The following is a 17,052-nucleotide window of genomic DNA, read 5'->3' on the forward strand; positions in this document are numbered from 1 at the left end:
TCTTTTCTTATGTGGCATAAAGAACGTCGCGAATGGCCGTCAGGCCCCGCTCCGTCTCTGCCCTTGGGGCCACAAGTGCAGCCCTGATAAACTCATGTCCGGGATTGAACCCGTCGATCTCACGCGCCAGATACGCGCCCGGCAGTACACGCACGCCGGTTTCTGTCCACAGCTTCAACGCCGCCGCCTCACCGTCACCAACAGGCAGCCACAGAAAAAACCCGGCTTCGGGCGACATATATCCCGGCACATTGCCTAGGATACGATCGGCCATGTCGTACTTCTCATGATACTGCGCCCGGTTCTCGATGACATGCTCTTCATCCGCCCAAACCGCCGCCGCCGCGTGTTGAAGGGGCGAAGGCAACGGTGCGCCTGCATAGGTGCGCAACTGCTTGGCCTCGCGAATGGTCGCAGGCCCACCAACGATGAACCCGGACCGCAACCCAGGCAGGTTCGACCGCTTGGACAGCGAATGAAAGGCCACGACCCGCTCGGGGTCCGCATCACCAATGCACTCCAAAACACCCACGGGCGGCACATCACGATAAATCTCGGAATAGCACTCGTCGGCAAAGACCTGAAAATCGTACTTCTCGGCCAGCGCGATCAAGTCCCGCCAGTAATCCTTGCCCGCCACAGCGCCCTGCGGGTTCGCAGGCGAACACATGTAACACGCAACGGTGCGGTTCAGAATCTCCGGATCAACCGCCGCATAGTCCGGCAAATGCCCCGTCTCTGCCGTGGCAGGCACCAACATCGGTTCCGCCCCCGCCGAAATCGCGGCGAGCATATAGACCTGATAAAACGGGTTCGGCATCAGCACGATAGGCTGTTGCCCATTCTTCACCTCGGGGCAAAGCGCCATCCCCGCATTGTAAAGACCCTCGCGCGTCCCATTCAGCGGCATCACATTCGCATCGGCATCCATCGACACGCCGTAGCGGCGGCCCAGCCAATCACAAAACGACTGCCGCAGCTCGGGCAAACCTTCGTTCGGGGGGTAGTTGTTGAACCCTGCCGCATGCTCGGCAATCACATCCGTGACCCAAGCAGGAAAGGCATGTTTTGGCTCCCCAATGGTCATATGCACGACATCGCCGCCCGGATCGTGATGATCCAAAAGGGCGCGCAAACGCGGGAACGCATAAGCCGGAAGGTTCGAAAACCGCTCGGGAAACTTCATCAAACTGCCTCAGGTTCGGGATCATTTTCGCCCCGTTTGCCTGAATGTACCCCAAGGGTGACTCCCTCGTCCAGAAAAACCACGCCAAATCGTCACCTTGTGGCAAATCCGCCAATCAGCCCCTTCTTCTGACCGAAAATACCATGGGGGAGGCAGAAGGCCGGGGGTGAAACCCCCAACAAAATATGGTGTCGCCGCAAGGCGGCCTTTGGATCAGCCCAAAGCCGCCTCTGCCGCAACCCCCAACCGCAACAACGCCTCTTCGCCGTCCTGCACACCCATCATCATCAGGCCACAGCTCGGCACACCCGTCGGCAAGGTCAGGGCACAAATGCCCATCAAGTTGCCCACCCGCGTGTTGCGCAGGGCCAGCAGGTTCTCGGTCTTGTAGTAGTCACTGTCGCTGTTCAGCCGTTCCAGATTCGGCGGCAGGATCGGCGCCGTTGGGGCCAACACGGCGTCATAAGACGCCACGGCCACATCCCAAGCCTGCCGAACCGCATCCAGTTTGGCCCAAGCCGCGTTGTAATCCGGCGCGCTGAATTCCTTGCCCAAACGGAACCGCTCCAGAATCTCGGAATACATCGCCTCCGGCTGTGCCTCGATCACATCGCGCCATAACCCGTACACCTCGCCGGGCATCAAAGGCCCAGCCTGCGCCATGGCCTCTTCCAACTCCGGCACTTCCAGCGGCTCAACCTCTGCCCCAGCCGCACGCAACTTCTCGACAGCACCCTCAAACGCAGCCTTGGGTGCATCCCGAATGTCATCCAAAACAATGGTTTTCAGCATCGCAAACCGGCGCCCCTGCAACGATGCACCGCGCAAATCCACCGAACCAAAACCCTCCAGTGCCGCCATCAACAGCGCTGCATCCTCAACCGTCCGGGTCAATGGTCCCACCGTGTCAAACTTCAGCGAAAGGGGCACACAGCCTTCCAAGGACAACCGCCCATGTGTCGTCTTCAGCCCCACCAGATCATTCCAAGCAGCAGGAATACGCACCGACCCACCCGTGTCAGATCCAATAGCCGCAGGCGCCAGACCAAATGCAACCGACGCCGCAGCGCCCGAGGACGAGCCACCCGGCACAGCATCGGCATCGTTCACACATGGGGGCGTCGCGGTGGAGGGATTGTAACCAAGACCGGAAAAGGCCAACTCGCTCAGATGCGTCTTGCCCAGACACACCAACCCCATCGCCGTCGCATTCTGCAAAACAACGGCATCTCGGTCCGGCACACGGCCCGCCAACAGCTTCGACCCGGCCTCGGTCCCGTCACCTGCGGTGTCAAACAAGTCTTTCCAACTGATCGGCACACCGTCCAGTAAGGACAAACGCGCACCAGCCTTGGCGCGGACAGACGCGGCCTGCGCCTCGGCCATCGCACGGTCTTCGGGCAGTCGGGCGAAAATGCGGTCTGACAACGCATGTGCCTTGATCCGCTCAAGAAAGGCTTGGGTCAAATTGACGGGATCCACCTCGCCCGCACCGATGGCGCGGCCCAGATCCGCTGCACTCTTGTCCAACCACGCCTGCATGTCCTACCCTCCGTCCGGTTTGCGGGGACGGTAGCGACGTGACAACGCATGGACAATCCCAAGCACCCGTCCATATTGCGCGACATGACGCATGACAGCGATATCCTGATCGTCGGCGGCGGCCTGTCCGGCCCTATTCTCGCCCTCGCCCTCGCACACACCGGACAGCGCGTGATCGTGATTGACGCGCTGGCGGAAAAGGTCCGCAAGAATGCGGCCTTTGATGGACGCAGCTACGCGGTGGCACTGACCTCGCAGCGGCTACTCGATGGTGTCGGCATCTGGGATGATATCGCCGACAACAGCCAGCCTATTCTTGAAATCAAGGTCACGGATGGCCGCGCAGGTGAAGGGCCATCGCCCTTTTTTATGCATTTCGATCACACCGAGATCGAGGAAGGCCCAATGGGCTACATGGTGCAGGATAGGCACATTCGACGCGCCCTTCTTGATGCCATGGCGGCGACGGACGGCATCACGCATATGTCTGGCGAAACGGTCACGGCGCAACATGTCGACCCAGGCGAGGCAGCTGTGACGCTGGCATCGGGTCGGGTACTGACAGGTCAGATTTTGATCGGCGCCGATGGGCGCAGCAGCGGCACTGCCGAACGGGCGGGGATCAAGCAGACAGGCTGGGGCTACGGCCAAACGGCGCTGGTGTGTGCCATCGCCCACGAAAAACCGCATCAAGGCATTGCGCACCAATTTTTCATGCCGCCGGGTCCGCTCGCTATTCTGCCCCTGACCGGCAATGTCAGCTCCATCGTCTGGAGTGAAACAGCCGAGAATGCGGCGACGTTCAACGCTCTTCCGGATGCAGATTACCTAACCATGCTGCGCCCGCGCTTTGGCGATTTTCTGGGTGACATCAGCCTTGTGGGCCAGCGCTATACCTACCCATTGTCCCTGTCGCTGGCACATAGACTGGCAGGCAACCGTCTGGCCTTGATCGGTGACGCAGCGCACGGCGTGCACCCGATTGCCGGGCAAGGGCTCAATGCGGGCATGCGCGATATTGCAGCCCTCGCCGAGGTGATCACCGACGCCACCCGCCGGGGCGAAGACCCCGGCAGCATCGCTGTTCTGCGCCGGTATGAAGAATGGCGGCGCTTTGACAACACGGCGTTGGCCATCGCAACAGATGGATTCAACCGTTTGTTTTCAAACGACAATACACTCGTACGGAGTATGCGCGACCTAGGAATGGGTGTGGTCAACGCACTGCCCGGCCTCCGCCGCAGCTTCATCCGGGAAGCTGCCGGACTGACCGGCGATCTGCCGCGCCTGATGCAAGGTCGACCGCTCTGACGGCAAGTTGGAGGTGCCCTCCGCCAAGCGCACGGCGCATCAATCCAGCTTGCGCGCCTCGTCTTCGAGCATGACTGGAATGCCGTTGCGGATCGGATAGGCCAACTGCGCTGCTTCCGAGATCAGTTCCTGTTTTTCGGCATCGTAGCGCAGCGTCATATGGGTCAACGGGCATATCAGCGCTTCCAGCACGCGGCGATCAATCTCGGTACTCATTGCATCATCTCCCCTTCACCACCACGCAGCGCAAACTCGATCAACGTGATCAAAGTTTCGCGACGGGTACTGAGCGATGGAGCCTCAAGCAAGGCCTGTTTGTCCTCGGGGTCAAAATCCAGCATCATCGACAGCGAATTGATCAGCAATTCGTCGTCAGCATCCTTCAGGGTTTCCCAGTCCGCAGACAGAGACTGCGCCGCAAAGTACCGCCCCAAAAGGTCGAGAAACACGGGCCGGTCAAAACTGGGATCTTCTTCGGTGCGGCCCTGATCACGGTCGAACCCGGACCAGGATACTTCGCATCGACGATACGGGGTAAAGCCATCCACCTCAGCCTGAACGCGAAAGCGCGAGATGCCACTGAGCGTGATCAGGTAGCGGTTGTCCTCGGTCTCGGAAAACTGGGTGACGCGGCCAGCGCAGCCAATGGTTTGCAGCCCGTTGCCCTTGCGCCCTTCGACCTCGTTTGGTTGCACCATACCGATCAAACGGTGTGGTGTTTTCAGAGCATCATCAAGCATTTGCAAATAGCGCGGCTCAAAGATGTGCAGCGGCAAACGAGAGCGCGGCAAGAGCAGCGCGCCCGGCAATGGAAAGACCGGGATCACACCGGGGAGGTCAGCCACTTTGATCATGAAATGTCAGCTAGCCCGAGAATCGGATCAGGCAAATATCATCGAACTCAGACGCCGCCGTCCATTCAAAACAATCGGGTCATTGGGCTTGAGTGCATCGAAGATGGTAAAGAGCTGGTCCTTGGCCGCACCATCGTTCCACTCGCGGTCCCTTCGGAAAATCTCGAGTAGTTCGTTGACCGCCGCCTCTGCGTCACCACTGGCGTGCAAGGCCTGCGCCAGGTCGAACCGGGCCTGTAAGTTACCCTCATCCGCCTCAACCGCTGCGCGCAGTTCTGCAACGGGGCCTGCATCTTCGGCCTGACGGGCCAGTTGCAATTGGGCATGGGCCGCCTCCACTTCGGCACTGTCAGAGATCTCGGCAGGTGCCCCGTTCAGGATCGCCTCGGCCTGATCCAAATCCTCCATGGCGATATGCGCCCGGACCAGACCGCCATATGCACCTGCATGGTTGGGGTCTTCGCCCAGGATCGCGGCAAAGGTCTGTGCCGCATCCACGGCGGCCCCTTCGGTCAGCATTTCTTCGGCCGCGTCCACGGCGTCGTTCAGGCTGTCCGATGGCGCTTCACCGCCTCCCGCCTTGATCACACGATCGACAAATTCAGTGATTTCGGAACCTGGTACGGCGCCCTGAAACCCATCCACTGGCTGGCCCTGCCAGAATGCGTAGACGGTCGGGATTGACTGGATGCGCAGTTGGCCCGCGATCATCTGCGCCTCGTCGACGTTGATCTTGACCATCTTGACGGCACCTTTGGCCGCCTTGACCGCATCCTCCAGCAAGGGCCCAAGCGTCTTGCACGGTCCGCACCAGGGCGCCCAGAAGTCCACGATCACCGGCACGGTCTGGCTGGCTTCGACCACGTCCTGCATAAAGCTTGCTTCCGAGCCGTCCTTGATCAGGTCGGCATCATCGGAGCCTGCGGACAATCCCAAATCCATCATCGTGTCATTCCTTCTTGGCGCGGCGGGTCGCGCTTTATATGGACCCGCAGACGTCCGGTGCCAAGCCACTAAGGTCAATCTGCATCAGCGGCAGGGTTCGACCGGCGATGGCCTCAGACGGAACGCCGCCAATGACGCGCGCGCCCATACGTTCGTAGAACGGCACAGCATCCGGGTCCGCTTCGATCTGCATCTGTGTGACACCTTGTGCGCGTGCCTGGTCAATGGCCCAAGATACAAGAGCACGCCCGACACCCTGTCCCATCGCTTCCGGAGCAACAAACAGCTTATCGAGGTCCGCGCGGTTCTCACGGACCACCAGCTCGCACAGACCCTGCGGACCGTTGTTGTCAAACACACGCAGTTCGCCGCTCTCAATATCTCGCGGAGTCAAATCCAGAACGGCGCGGGCGGCCTTCATGAAGTCCTCGTCATAGCCCCAATGGGCCTTGGAGCGGTGCATCAAGGCCGTGAGCGCATCCAGTTCATCAAGACGTGCGGGCCTGATCAAAGGTCGAAGCTCGCAAAGACCGGGGCGTGGTCGCTGGGCTTTTCCCAACCGCGGGCATCGCGCATGATGCGGCTGGAATGCGCGGCGTTCGAGATGTCGGGGGTGGCCCAGACGTGATCCAAACGGCGCCCCTTGTCGGCGGCGTCCCAATCCTTGGCCCGATAGGACCACCAGGAATAAAGCTGGCCCTCGGGGATATCGGCCCGTGTGACGTCAACCCAGCCGCCCGCATCCTGGGTTTCGGCCAGGTGTTCGACCTCGATGGGTGTGTGGCTGACAACCTTCAGAAGTTGCTTGTGGGACCACACATCATCCTCGCGCGGGGCGATGTTGAGATCGCCGACGAGGATGGATTTCTGCGGTTTGTCGCCGTGGAACCAGTCGCGCATATCGGTGAGATAGTCGAGTTTCTGACCGAATTTTTCGTTCTTCTCGCGGTCCGGCACGTCGCCCCCTGCAGGGACATAGAAGTTGTGGACGGTCACGCCATTTTCGAGCTGTCCCGCAATGTGGCGGGCGTGGCCGAGGCCTGCGAAATCCTGCGCGCTGGATTCGACCATAGGAATTTTCGACAGGATGGCGACACCGTTGTAGCCCTTGTCCCCACGCGCAACCATGTGGGTGTAGCCCAGCGCCTCGAACCCTTCGCGGGGGATCTTGTCGACCGGACTTTTGCACTCTTGCAGGCAAAGCACATCGGGGCCTTCTTCCTTGAGCAGCTTGAGCACGATGGGTTCGCGCAGACGGACGGAATTGATGTTCCAGGTGGCGAGGGTGAAGGGCATGGGCGGCTCCAGAAATCCGGGTTTGGAGGCCAGACTAGACGCCCAAAACCGCAGTCTCCACCCGGAAAATGCGTTTTGTCCCCGCGGGGACAAGCCCTTCGGTCTGGTGACCGAACATCAATGCTTTTGCGATTGTCAGGACATGACAGTAGGTTAGGCGTGCGGACGGTGGATTACGGGGATTTTAACCGGTGCGGAGACAGACTGACCCTCGAAGGAGGGCGGTTTGGCGGTTGATGCAGGAAAACATCTTTAACAAGAACACTGTCTGAGGCCTGAAATGCGCAGAAAGCGGACTTTGCAAAGTTTGGTTAACGGTCCCCTACCCACCGTTCGATGATCAAGCGCGTTTCCGCACTGCGACTCATCAAAACCACCATTCGATGTAACAGAAAACGGGAGGGTCTTCGTAGGTCAGGAGCGCGACATCCTACTGCTGTTCGAGTATTTGGGCCTAAGGTGCGTCTGAGGTAAGTGGGAAGTTCAATTGGCCTATGCCCACCGCCAAACATTCGAGAACCGGACAAATACTCATGGTACGGAATTAGCCGCATCTACTTCGCATCCAGCTTTCATCTGACTGAGCATCTCAGCTTGAAGCGCAAGGATACTTGGTCCGACCGTTCCATTGCCGACACGTTTCGCGTCAATCCGGGTGACCGGCACCAAAATATTCATGGACGAGGTAATAAAAGCCTCCTCCGCGTCATTGATCTCTTCGACAGTAAAGGGGCGCTCTTCCGCGTCCATACCCAGGGCTGTCGCCACAGAAACCAGTGATGCGCGCGCAGTGCCGGCCAAAATGTTGTCACCTGTGGGATGGGTAACAACCTTCCCGTCCAATACGATGCCTGCATTGTTGGTCGTGCCTTCCGTAACAACACCGTCTTGTACGAACCACGCATCATCGAAGCCCGCATTTGATGCCCGTTGTTTGGCGAGTACCGGCCATAACAGTTGGGTCGACTTGATGTCGCAGCGCGCCCAGCGGTGATCGGGCACAAGCTGCACATGCAAGCCTGGATGGGCGTCTCCCATGTCCAGGAAACCCGGTTTGGATTGCGTAAACAGAATGACTGTCAATGCGGTTTCCTTGCGGAAATAGTAGTCCCGGTCTCCGTTGCTTCCGCGCGAGACTTGCAAATAGACAAGCCCATCTCGCAGTTGCTTGCGACGGATGAGCTGGGCATGGATGTGTTCCAAATCGGCGAAACTTGGCAATCCTTCAGGATCGATGGCCGTGCCAGACCGTTCAAGCCGACGCATATGTGGACTGAAGTTCAGCATTCTGCCATCAGCAACAGCGGTCACCTCGTAGATTGCGTCGCCAAACTGCATGGCGCCATCAAAGATCAAGATTTGCGCCTTCGCTTCCGGCATATAGCGTCCGTTCAGGTACACGATACGGCTTATGTGGGAAGTGCCTGCTCCCGCTTGCGCAATTGCAACAGAACGACCGGAGCAACCAGAGCCAAGCCCATTGCCATGGTGATCAGTCCCGGCGCGATGAACATCAGAGAGATCAAGCCGACATACCATCGTTCCAACTTGCGCATATGTGTCAGCATGTAGCCGGAGAAGGCGGCGCCCAACAGGCCGATCCCGATCATGGCCCCCGCAAATGTGACGACGAATGCGGCCCATGTGAAGCCGTCCGCGACCAGCAAGAGTGAGGGGGAGTAGACAAAGACAAACGGGACCAGCGCCTTGGCGATCCCCAGTCGGAATGCGGTGTTGCCGGTCTTGAACGGGTTCGATCCAGCGATACCGGCCGCCGCATAGGCTGCGAGGGCGACAGGCGGTGTGATATCCGCCAAGACGCCGTAGTAGAACACAAAGAAGTGCGAGACCAACGGCTGTACCTGAAGCTGGGCGAGTGCAGGTGCCGCAACGGCTACAAGGATAATGTAGGTTGCCGTTGTGGGGATTCCTGCCCCCATCAGGATGCAGGCAATTGCGATCAAGATCAGCGAAAAGAACAGCGCCCATTGAGCGACTTCAAAATAGCTGAAGGGCCACAATCCCCCAACGAACGAACCGATGTCATTGGCGGTCTGCACCACGACAAAGCCCAAGCGGAAGCCGACACCTGTCAGGGTGACGACGCCAACCACAATGCCGACAGTCGCGGCAGCGGCCCCGACAGCCAGAGTGCTCTTGGAGCCGTCGGACATCGCATTCCAAAGGTCACGCACGCCCATGCGACAATCCCTGTTTGGATTGAGCACCCCGACCACCACGCAGGCGGTGATACCCCAAACGGCGGCGTAATCGGGTGTCCGACCGGACAAGATCAAATAGACGAGGATAATGAGCGGGATCAGAGACGCCCAGTGGGAGCGCAAGACTTGTATGACTTGCGGAAGTTCGGCGGCGGCCAAGCCACGCAGGCCAAGCTTCTTGGCCTCCAGATGCACCATGATCAGCACACCAAAATAGTGCAACAGGGCGGGAACCAGCGCTGCGGCGAGCACGTCGCGCAGGGGTATTTCCAGGTATTCAACCATGATGAAGGCCGCGGCCCCCAGAATGGGTGGCGTGATCTGACCGCCAGTCGAGGCGGTGGCCTCAACCGCGCCAGCGAAGTGCGGCGGGTAGCCGATCCGCTTCATCGCAGGGATGGTCAGAGAACCCGTCGTCACCGTATTGGCAATGGACGAGCCCGAGATTGTGCCCATGAAAGCACTAGAGAAGATTGCGACCTTTGCAGGCCCCCCCGCATAGCGCCCCGCCATTGCCATTGCCAGGTCAATGAAAAGCTGCCCCAACCCGATCCGCATGGCCAGCACGCCAAAGAGTACGAACAAGAAGACATATTTTGCCATGACTCCCAAGGCGACGCCGTAAATGCCCTGGTTGGTCATATAAAGATGATTGATCAGCGCAGTCCAACTTGCACCACCATGCTTCAACGCCCCTGGCATCCACGGCCCGAACAGGGCGAACACGATGAACAGGCAAGCGATAAAAGGCAAAGTCCACCCAACCGAGCGGCGCGTGGCCTCAAGCACCAACAGAAGCAGTGCCGTGCCCATGAAGATGTCTGACGGGGCCGGATTTCCGACGCGCTGTGACACTTCAACCGGTGGCAACAGCGGAAGATACATCGCCGCCGCGACACCGAGGAGGGCGAGGGCGATATCCACAATGGACACGCCGTCAAAGCGATACCATGCTTTGGGCGCCACATCGGTCGTCACGGCGCGGCGCCACGAAAACAGCAGAAACAACAGCCCGAGCATGAAGGCCAGAAAGATGCCGCGATGCAAAAGTTCGCGGATCAGACCGAAACCGGATGCGTAATATTGGTAGAGGGCCAGAGCAACCAGTGGGATGGATATGACCATGCCCATGAATCGGCCGGGTATGCGAAATGCCAGCTCCGGGTCGTATTTACGCTCGATCGCCGCGAGTTCGTCTTCGCTCAACTCTGCTTTATCTGACATGATGCCCCCTTTAAAAAACTGGGCCGCGCGTTTCGCGGCCCAGAGTGGTCTGTTCTTTTGCGGTTGAGGGCTACTTAAACAGACCCGCTTCTTTGTAGAACCGCTCGGCACCCGGATGCAGCGGCACACCGACACCGGCCAAAGCGGACTCCGCTGTGATGGTCGACCCTTTGGCATGGCCCACATCAAGCAGACGACGGGACTCGTCGTTCCAGAGCGCCTTGGTGATGTTGTAGATCAGTTCTTCATCCTCACGCGCATGCGTGAACCACTGGGCGCCCACAGCAACTGTTGCGGCTTCACCGACACCCTCATAGGCCTCGGACGGGATCGCGGATGTAGAGAAGAAGCCAAACTCGGATGTGAGTTTGTCCACGCCTTCACCATCGATGGGGACCAGTTTCATATCCGCGGCTGATGCAAGCTCAACCAAAGCACCTGTCGGGTAGCCTGCCACGATAAACAGCGCATCGACCTTTCCGTTGCGCAAGGCTTCCGCCGCAGCGGACCCCTTCAGATTCTCCTCCTGAATGTCGGCAAACGTCATGCCAAACGCGCCAAGGATCAGGCCTGCATCCACATATGTGCCAGAGCCTGGCTCATCGACAGAGACACGTTTGCCCTTCAGATCGGCAACCGAGTTGATGCCCGAGCCTTCAAGGGCCACAAGGTGAATGTGCTCTTCGAACAGCGCTGCAATTGTGCGCAGATCCTTTGCAGGTTCGCTGCCCTCCATGGTGCCAGTGCCTGTATAGGCCCAATACGCCACATCAGATTGTGCAAAGCCGGAATTTCTGAGGCCGGACATGATCGCATTGATATTGTCTACCGACCCGCGAGAAGACACAGCAGATGCAATCAATCCTTCAACACCACAGCTGCCGCCTTCGCCACACTCCCGCGATCCCGGCGGTTTGGAAATCGCGTTCGCGATTACACCACCGACGGGGTAATAGGTGAAAGATGTTCCACCTGTCCCGATCGTAAAGAAGTTCAGCTCCTGCGCGGCCGAGCCAGAGGCGAACCCCGTCGCCGCGACGGCTGCCAGCATAAATGCCTTGATCGTTTTAAACATTAGTTTCTCCCTAAGGGTTTAGGCGGACCGTTCTCAGTCGACCTTTGTTTTGACCTTACCGGTCTTTTCAGATTGCAACGCTCTGAGGGTGTCAGGCATCTCATCCATGGCTTTTGTAATGTGCTTGTTCAGAACATCCCGTCCAAGCGCCACGTTTCCACTAAGTGCGGCATCTTTCAACGCACCATGTTCACGTGAACTGCCGGCAATCCATGCTTTGCGGTTGGACACATCGGACCGGTGCGCATGTGCAGCCAATCGATATCGCTTGCTGTGGTCGTAAAGTGTGCCGATGATCTCCAGCAGCTTGGCAGACCCACAGTTTGCGATCAGCGAAAAGTGGAAAGCTCGATTCCGGTCGTCCCATTCCAGCGCATGAGCAACGGGATCTTCGATCATTTTGGTTTCAATCTGGGTCAGTGCATAATGACAGGCCACAACAGACGCACGCCAATCTGTCGTTGTATTCTGGACTGACCATTCAAATGCCATGGCCTCCAGTTCAGCACGCACGCGGGTGCTGTCGCGTTGCTCATCAAGCGAGGTTTCAGCAACGGTAAATCCTCTGTTGGCGTCCGATATGACATATCCCTCACCAACCAAAAGCGACAGCGCTTCCCGAACGGACGGGTGCGAGATGTCGTGTTCCCGCTTGAGCGCCTCGATGTTCAATCTGGTGCCGGGACGAAGCAACCCCAGGCAAATGTCACGCCGCAGATGATCAGAGAACGCAGCGACTACAGGGGTATTCTTTGCGTTTGTAGCCCTTCGAATCATATTATGATCATCTGCATCACATCATGATAGTCAACTTGAACTATCAGTTATCGGATAAACCTAGGTGGATGCAGCACAAACATCGATCGTCGTTGACGCTTCCGGTGCGATTGGAGAGGCTGTCATGCAAAACACGACGAGACGCGGCGGCACCGTGTTTTCCTTGGATCGACGCAAACCTGGCTTCCAATTGGGTCGCTTCGTTCATGTTGATGTCGGCGACGGCAATCTGTCCGAAACGCATTTGAACACATCAAAGATTTTATAACGGGCACGATTCGTACCATGATCTATTGTGCGGGAACGATCCTTCCTGAATCTGTCGGAAGAAGACTTCAAACACCATCTTGATATTAACCTACTCCACGCCTTTCGAGTTCGGCAGGCGACCGCAAAGGTCGTGATGCAGTCCGGTTGTGCGATGGTGCTCATGACTTCCATTCACGGCCGGGTTCGGGCGTTCGGTCCAGCGCATGAATTGCTGTTTTTGCAGATTACGTGAGCGTGACATGACGTTGCTTGAGTGCCGATCGGATGGGCTCATGTGCGGACTTCGCATCTTGTCCTTCAAGGTCCACAAGCGCAGGCTTCGCATCTCGGCCAAATCCGGCCAAATTCGAAAAGCGTCGGCACAAAAAATCGCGCTCCCAAACCGGCGCACATCTTTTTTCACATATATTAAGCTGAAAATTGCTCCTCTGCTTATGGAGGATCAATTTCGCATGCAGGCGTTTCTTAAACTCAGGGACGTGGCATAGATCTACGCGCGATTTTGTGCCGCCGGTTTCCCCCGACGGTTTTCGGCTGGTTCCGGCTTTCGGCAATGAGTTCAGCGAAAACGGCCGCGACCCCTACGCCATGTACAAGCGCATTTTTTGCTGCGCGCGACATGTCCGTTTCGGCTGGCGGGGCCCTACGCCTAAAACAAAGATCAAGAGGCGAAAGCTTGCTTTTGTTTCAGCACAACACAATCAACTTCCACCGTTCTGATCCACGCCGGGGCCGTCTGCCGCCGGAGAGCGCCTTTGGCGGCTTTGCCACTCCCGGGGGCCGTCTTCACATTGCCCCTGCGGGCATGTCATTCAGCCGTGATCAGCCGCAGCCTTTGACTTTCGGCCATGCGGCTTACCAAGTGATCAACACCCCGCGTATGTCAGACAGCCAACGCCGCTGTGTTGTCTTCCAGATGTGCGATTATCGTCGTGCCGGGTATGGCAAGGACGCCCGGTTCTGAACCGCTACAATCAGAACGGCTTTCTCTCGAGGTGATGATCTCTGCTATCGTCTCATCTGTCTTGAGATGTTCAGTCGAAGTCGCAGTTGCTTTTCCATCTCGATGATCGCAAAAAACGCGACACCCACGCCAATAAGGATGGCGCCATCTGTGAGCGTGATAGCCCGCGTTTCGAACACCTCCTGCATGAAAGGTGTGTAGGTGAACAGAAGTTGGCCAACCACGACAATCAGAAGGCAAGCCCAAACCGCTGGCGTTCCGCGCACCGCCTCCCAGGTCAATGATGTCGTATGGATGTTCCGGATGTAGAAGAGGTGGAATATCTCGAGAATAATCAGCATGTTCACAGTCAGCGTTCGCGCCAGCTCAAGGCTGTAACCACGATCCATGGCGTAGTTGAAGATCCCGTATATCGCGGCAAGGAACAACACTGTGACGAGGGCGACATGCCAAATTAGAACACGATCCAGAATAGGCGCATCCACAGGCAAGGGAGGCTGATGCATGATGACCTCTTCCGATCGCTCAAACGCAAGGGCCACACCTAGCGATCCGGCCGTTATCAGATTGATCCAAAGGATCTGCAGCGCTGACAGGGGGATGACCAAACCCAGAAGCAGCGCCAGGATGATAATCCCAGCCTCGCCAGCGTTGGTTGGCAGGGTCCAGCTGATCACCTTACGGATGTTGTCGTAGACCGTACGTCCTTCACGTACCGCGGCGGCGATCGAGGCGAAGTTGTCGTCGGTGAGAACCAAATCGGCCACCTCCTTGGCCGCGTCGGAACCGGTGATACCCATGGCAACCCCGGCATCGGCGCGTTTGAGTGCGGGCGTATCGTTCACCCCATCGCCGGTCATCGAAACGATATGGCCCCTGGCCTGCAGTGCCGTGACAAGGCGCAGCTTGTGTTCGGGCGTGGTGCGCGCGAACACATTTGTCATCTCTGCTTCCTGCACCAACATCACCTCATCAAACCCATCGAGATCCCGCCCAGTGAGGACACGGTCCGGGTTGGATAGCCCGATTGCGGCCGCGATGGCCCCCGCGGTCGCAGCATGGTCACCCGTGATCATCTTTACGACGATGCCAGCACCCTGGCAGTCAGCTACTGCGGCAATGGCCTCTGTGCGCGGCGGATCAATCAGCCCAACCAGCCCCAACATCACCACGCCGTCGGTAAGATCGGGATGGTCAAAGGTCGTCATGTTTTCGGAAACACGTTTTGTCGCAACTGCAATGACGCGCTGCCCAAGTGCCGCTATGCGGTCTGTTTCGGCCTCCCAATAGGCTTGGTCGAGCGGCACCTCCCCGCCGCCCTCCGCCACGCTGGTACACATTGCGAATATCGCCTCGGGCGCGCCTTTCAGATGAATGTAGGCGCCGTCTTTTCCCAGATCCAAGGTCCCCATGAAGCGATGCGCGGCATCAAATGGCAACACGTCCTGCCGCGTCCATTCGGTTCGCAACACGTCATGATGTTCGCCAGCTTTGTCGGCCAGCACAAGCAGCGCCGCTTCCATTGGATCGCCGCTGGCGGCGGGCGCCCCGTCCGCTCCGACGACAATATCCGCATCGTTGCAGAGTACGCCGGTGGCGATCAGTGCCGCAATATCACCGACTTCCCCGCCGTCGTCGGCCACGATCCGACCGTCCGCCAGATAGCCTTCTCCCTCGACCGATAAGCGCCGACCAAGGGCCGAGATCGACGCCACCATCATCTCGTTGCGGGTCAGGGTGCCGGTTTTGTCAGTGCAGATCACGGTGAGTGCACCCAGTGTCTCGATTGCAGGCAAACGCCGCACGATCGCATGGCGTGCCGACATCTTGCGCACGCCGATAGCCAGGGTGATTGTCAGGACGGCCGGTAGGCCTTCTGGGATCGCCGCCACCGACAGGCTGACGACGATCATGAAGAGTTCCTCGAAGGGCAGGCGTTGAACGAAAAACCCGTAGACCAGTAACAGCGCCGCACCGCTCAGGATCAGCGCGGTAATCCAGCGGGCGAAAACGCCCATCTTTTTCAGCAGCGGGGTGGTCAGTTCCTCGACACCAGCGAGAAGTTCACCGATCCGGCCAATTTCGGCCGCAGTTCCGGTGGCGGTGACAACGGCACGACCCTGCCCGGACACGACCAATGTCCCGCTGTAGACCATGGACGCACGATCACCCAGGGCAGCATCAGCTGCAACTGGTGTGACCACCTTGTCGACCGGTACGGATTCGCCCGACAGAACCGCTTCCTGCACTTTCAATGCGGCTGCGTCGATCAAACGAGCATCTGCCGGGACCCTGTCACCGGCTTCGATCATGATGATGTCACCCGGGACCAGATTAGTCGCATCGATCTTGCGGCGCCGATTGCCGCGCAGCACCGACGCCATGGGCGCAAGCATTTGGTGGAGTGCCGCGATCGCCGCTTCGGCGCGACCTTCCTGAATGAAGCCGATGGCGGCATTTACGATAACCACAGCCAAGATGACGAGTGTATCTTTGGTGTGACCCAAAGCACCGGTCGTCACTGCAGCGCCAATCAGGACGTAGATCAACAGGTTATGAAACTGTGCGAGAAGCCGCTTCAGCGGTCCGGCACGCTGGCGGCTGGGCAGTTCATTGGAGCCAAAACGGGCCAGTCGCGCTGCAGCTTCCGCATCGGTCAGCCCGCCTTCATGTGCATCGACCCCTGCCATCGCGGCATTGACCTCCTGAGAATGCCAACCTGCGCGCGCAGCATTATCCCTTTGGCGTATGGAGGGTGCCATTGCGTTTTCCTTTGGCTGCAAACCTGTAGCAGATTAGGCGGGCCTCTCCGCAAATCATTGCGATATATCAAACCCAGGCAATGAAACCGGGGAACTCGTGCAGTTGGATAATCGCAAAGACTAAACAGTCGGAAATCTCCTCGGGATGTCAGCATGTTGGATACATAAGGTCGACCAGTTTCGCTGGTGATCTCGCACGGTTCGCGAAACGCCAAAACCAGCCAATGGGAACCAGGCCGCGACGGCACCTTCAGCCGCAGTCAGCGAGTCCGTAAACCGGAGTATCCTGGGGGTGCATCGAATATCCGAATTGAAGGGTCACAACGCTGTATTTCAGTAGTCCGACGGCATTCCACACCGTCTATCGCGACCGGAAACATCGCGGAACATCGCGTTGGACACTTCATATCCGGGGCGGAGCCGCTGCGTTTTTGGGTGCTGGGTACCAAAAGCGAGGTATCCAGAATGGGAACAACACAAGCCTTCAAGCGGACAAATGTACCACGTCGAAGTATCCGTCCAGGTAATGGGACTTGATTTCGCCGAAAGCCGATGGGGTGGATGGCTCCCGCTCCCCCGGCGTCGCAATGCGCCATAGTGCAGGTGTCATTATCTGCGATAGAG

14 protein-coding genes are annotated in these 17,052 nt (G+C 58.3%); 2 read left to right on the forward strand and 12 right to left on the reverse strand.

Annotated elements, in window-relative coordinates:
- Positions 1-7: 7 nt before the first annotated feature.
- Both Q1A75_RS15075 and Q1A75_RS15080 read right to left on the reverse strand, forming a co-directional pair.
- Complete coding sequence (locus Q1A75_RS15075) at positions 8-1,186, reverse strand: aminotransferase class I/II-fold pyridoxal phosphate-dependent enzyme (RefSeq protein ID WP_299549002.1); 1,179 nt, start codon at positions 1,184-1,186, stop codon at positions 8-10.
- A 213-nt stretch (positions 1,187-1,399) separates the two neighbouring features.
- A complete protein-coding gene (locus tag Q1A75_RS15080) occupies positions 1,400-2,728 on the reverse strand; it encodes an amidase family protein (RefSeq protein ID WP_299549005.1) in 1,329 nt (442 codons plus the stop codon).
- A 48-nt stretch (positions 2,729-2,776) separates the two neighbouring features.
- On the opposite strand from Q1A75_RS15080, the gene Q1A75_RS15085 reads away from it, so the two are divergent.
- Positions 2,777-4,039: an FAD-dependent monooxygenase gene (locus Q1A75_RS15085; protein ID WP_299549008.1), complete on the forward strand. Its 1,263-nt coding sequence runs from the start codon at positions 2,777-2,779 to the stop codon at positions 4,037-4,039.
- A gap of 39 nt (positions 4,040-4,078) precedes the next feature.
- Here the strand turns inward: Q1A75_RS15085 and Q1A75_RS15090 are convergent, their stop codons facing one another.
- From Q1A75_RS15090 to Q1A75_RS15130, 9 genes are all read right to left on the reverse strand, one after another.
- The gene (locus tag Q1A75_RS15090; protein ID WP_299549011.1) at positions 4,079-4,255 is read right to left on the reverse strand and encodes a Trm112 family protein; all 177 of its coding nucleotides are present in this window, start codon (positions 4,253-4,255) and stop codon (positions 4,079-4,081) included.
- Positions 4,252-4,893, reverse strand: coding sequence for an LON peptidase substrate-binding domain-containing protein (locus Q1A75_RS15095; RefSeq protein WP_299549014.1), 642 nt, complete (start codon positions 4,891-4,893; stop codon positions 4,252-4,254). The genes Q1A75_RS15090 and Q1A75_RS15095 overlap by 4 nt, the downstream gene beginning before the upstream one ends.
- A 27-nt stretch (positions 4,894-4,920) precedes the next feature.
- Positions 4,921-5,838, reverse strand: a complete 918-nt coding sequence (locus Q1A75_RS15100; protein WP_299549017.1) for a co-chaperone YbbN — start codon at positions 5,836-5,838, stop codon at positions 4,921-4,923.
- A gap of 34 nt (positions 5,839-5,872) precedes the next feature.
- Complete coding sequence (locus tag Q1A75_RS15105; protein WP_299549021.1) at positions 5,873-6,301, reverse strand: GNAT family N-acetyltransferase; 429 nt, start codon at positions 6,299-6,301, stop codon at positions 5,873-5,875.
- 44 nt (positions 6,302-6,345) lie between these two features.
- Complete coding sequence (locus Q1A75_RS15110; RefSeq protein ID WP_299549024.1) at positions 6,346-7,134, reverse strand: exodeoxyribonuclease III; 789 nt, start codon at positions 7,132-7,134, stop codon at positions 6,346-6,348.
- A 531-nt stretch (positions 7,135-7,665) separates the two neighbouring features.
- Positions 7,666-8,514 carry an aminotransferase class IV gene (locus Q1A75_RS15115; protein ID WP_299549027.1) on the reverse strand — a complete coding sequence of 283 codons (849 nt, stop codon included), beginning with the start codon at positions 8,512-8,514 and terminating at the stop codon, positions 7,666-7,668.
- A 29-nt stretch (positions 8,515-8,543) separates the two neighbouring features.
- Complete coding sequence (locus tag Q1A75_RS15120; protein ID WP_299549029.1) at positions 8,544-10,580, reverse strand: TRAP transporter permease; 2,037 nt, start codon at positions 10,578-10,580, stop codon at positions 8,544-8,546.
- A gap of 70 nt (positions 10,581-10,650) precedes the next feature.
- The gene (locus Q1A75_RS15125; protein WP_299549042.1) at positions 10,651-11,631 is read right to left on the reverse strand and encodes a TAXI family TRAP transporter solute-binding subunit; all 981 of its coding nucleotides are present in this window, start codon (positions 11,629-11,631) and stop codon (positions 10,651-10,653) included.
- A 57-nt stretch (positions 11,632-11,688) separates the two neighbouring features.
- Positions 11,689-12,432, reverse strand: coding sequence for a GntR family transcriptional regulator (locus tag Q1A75_RS15130; protein WP_299549031.1), 744 nt, complete (start codon positions 12,430-12,432; stop codon positions 11,689-11,691).
- Positions 12,433-13,378: 946 nt separating this feature from the next.
- Between Q1A75_RS15130 and Q1A75_RS15135 the strand changes: the two genes are divergently transcribed.
- Entirely contained in the window at positions 13,379-13,666 is a 288-nt protein-coding gene (locus Q1A75_RS15135) for a hypothetical protein (RefSeq protein WP_299549035.1), read from the forward strand.
- Positions 13,667-13,710: 44 nt separating this feature from the next.
- Here the strand turns inward: Q1A75_RS15135 and Q1A75_RS15140 are convergent, their stop codons facing one another.
- On the reverse strand, positions 13,711-16,428 hold the full coding sequence (locus Q1A75_RS15140; protein ID WP_299549037.1) for an HAD-IC family P-type ATPase: 2,718 nt from the start codon (positions 16,426-16,428) through the stop codon (positions 13,711-13,713).
- Positions 16,429-17,052 lie beyond the last annotated feature (624 nt).

It is taken from the genome of uncultured Tateyamaria sp. (assembly GCF_947504105.1).
GTDB lineage: Bacteria > Pseudomonadota > Alphaproteobacteria > Rhodobacterales > Rhodobacteraceae > Tateyamaria.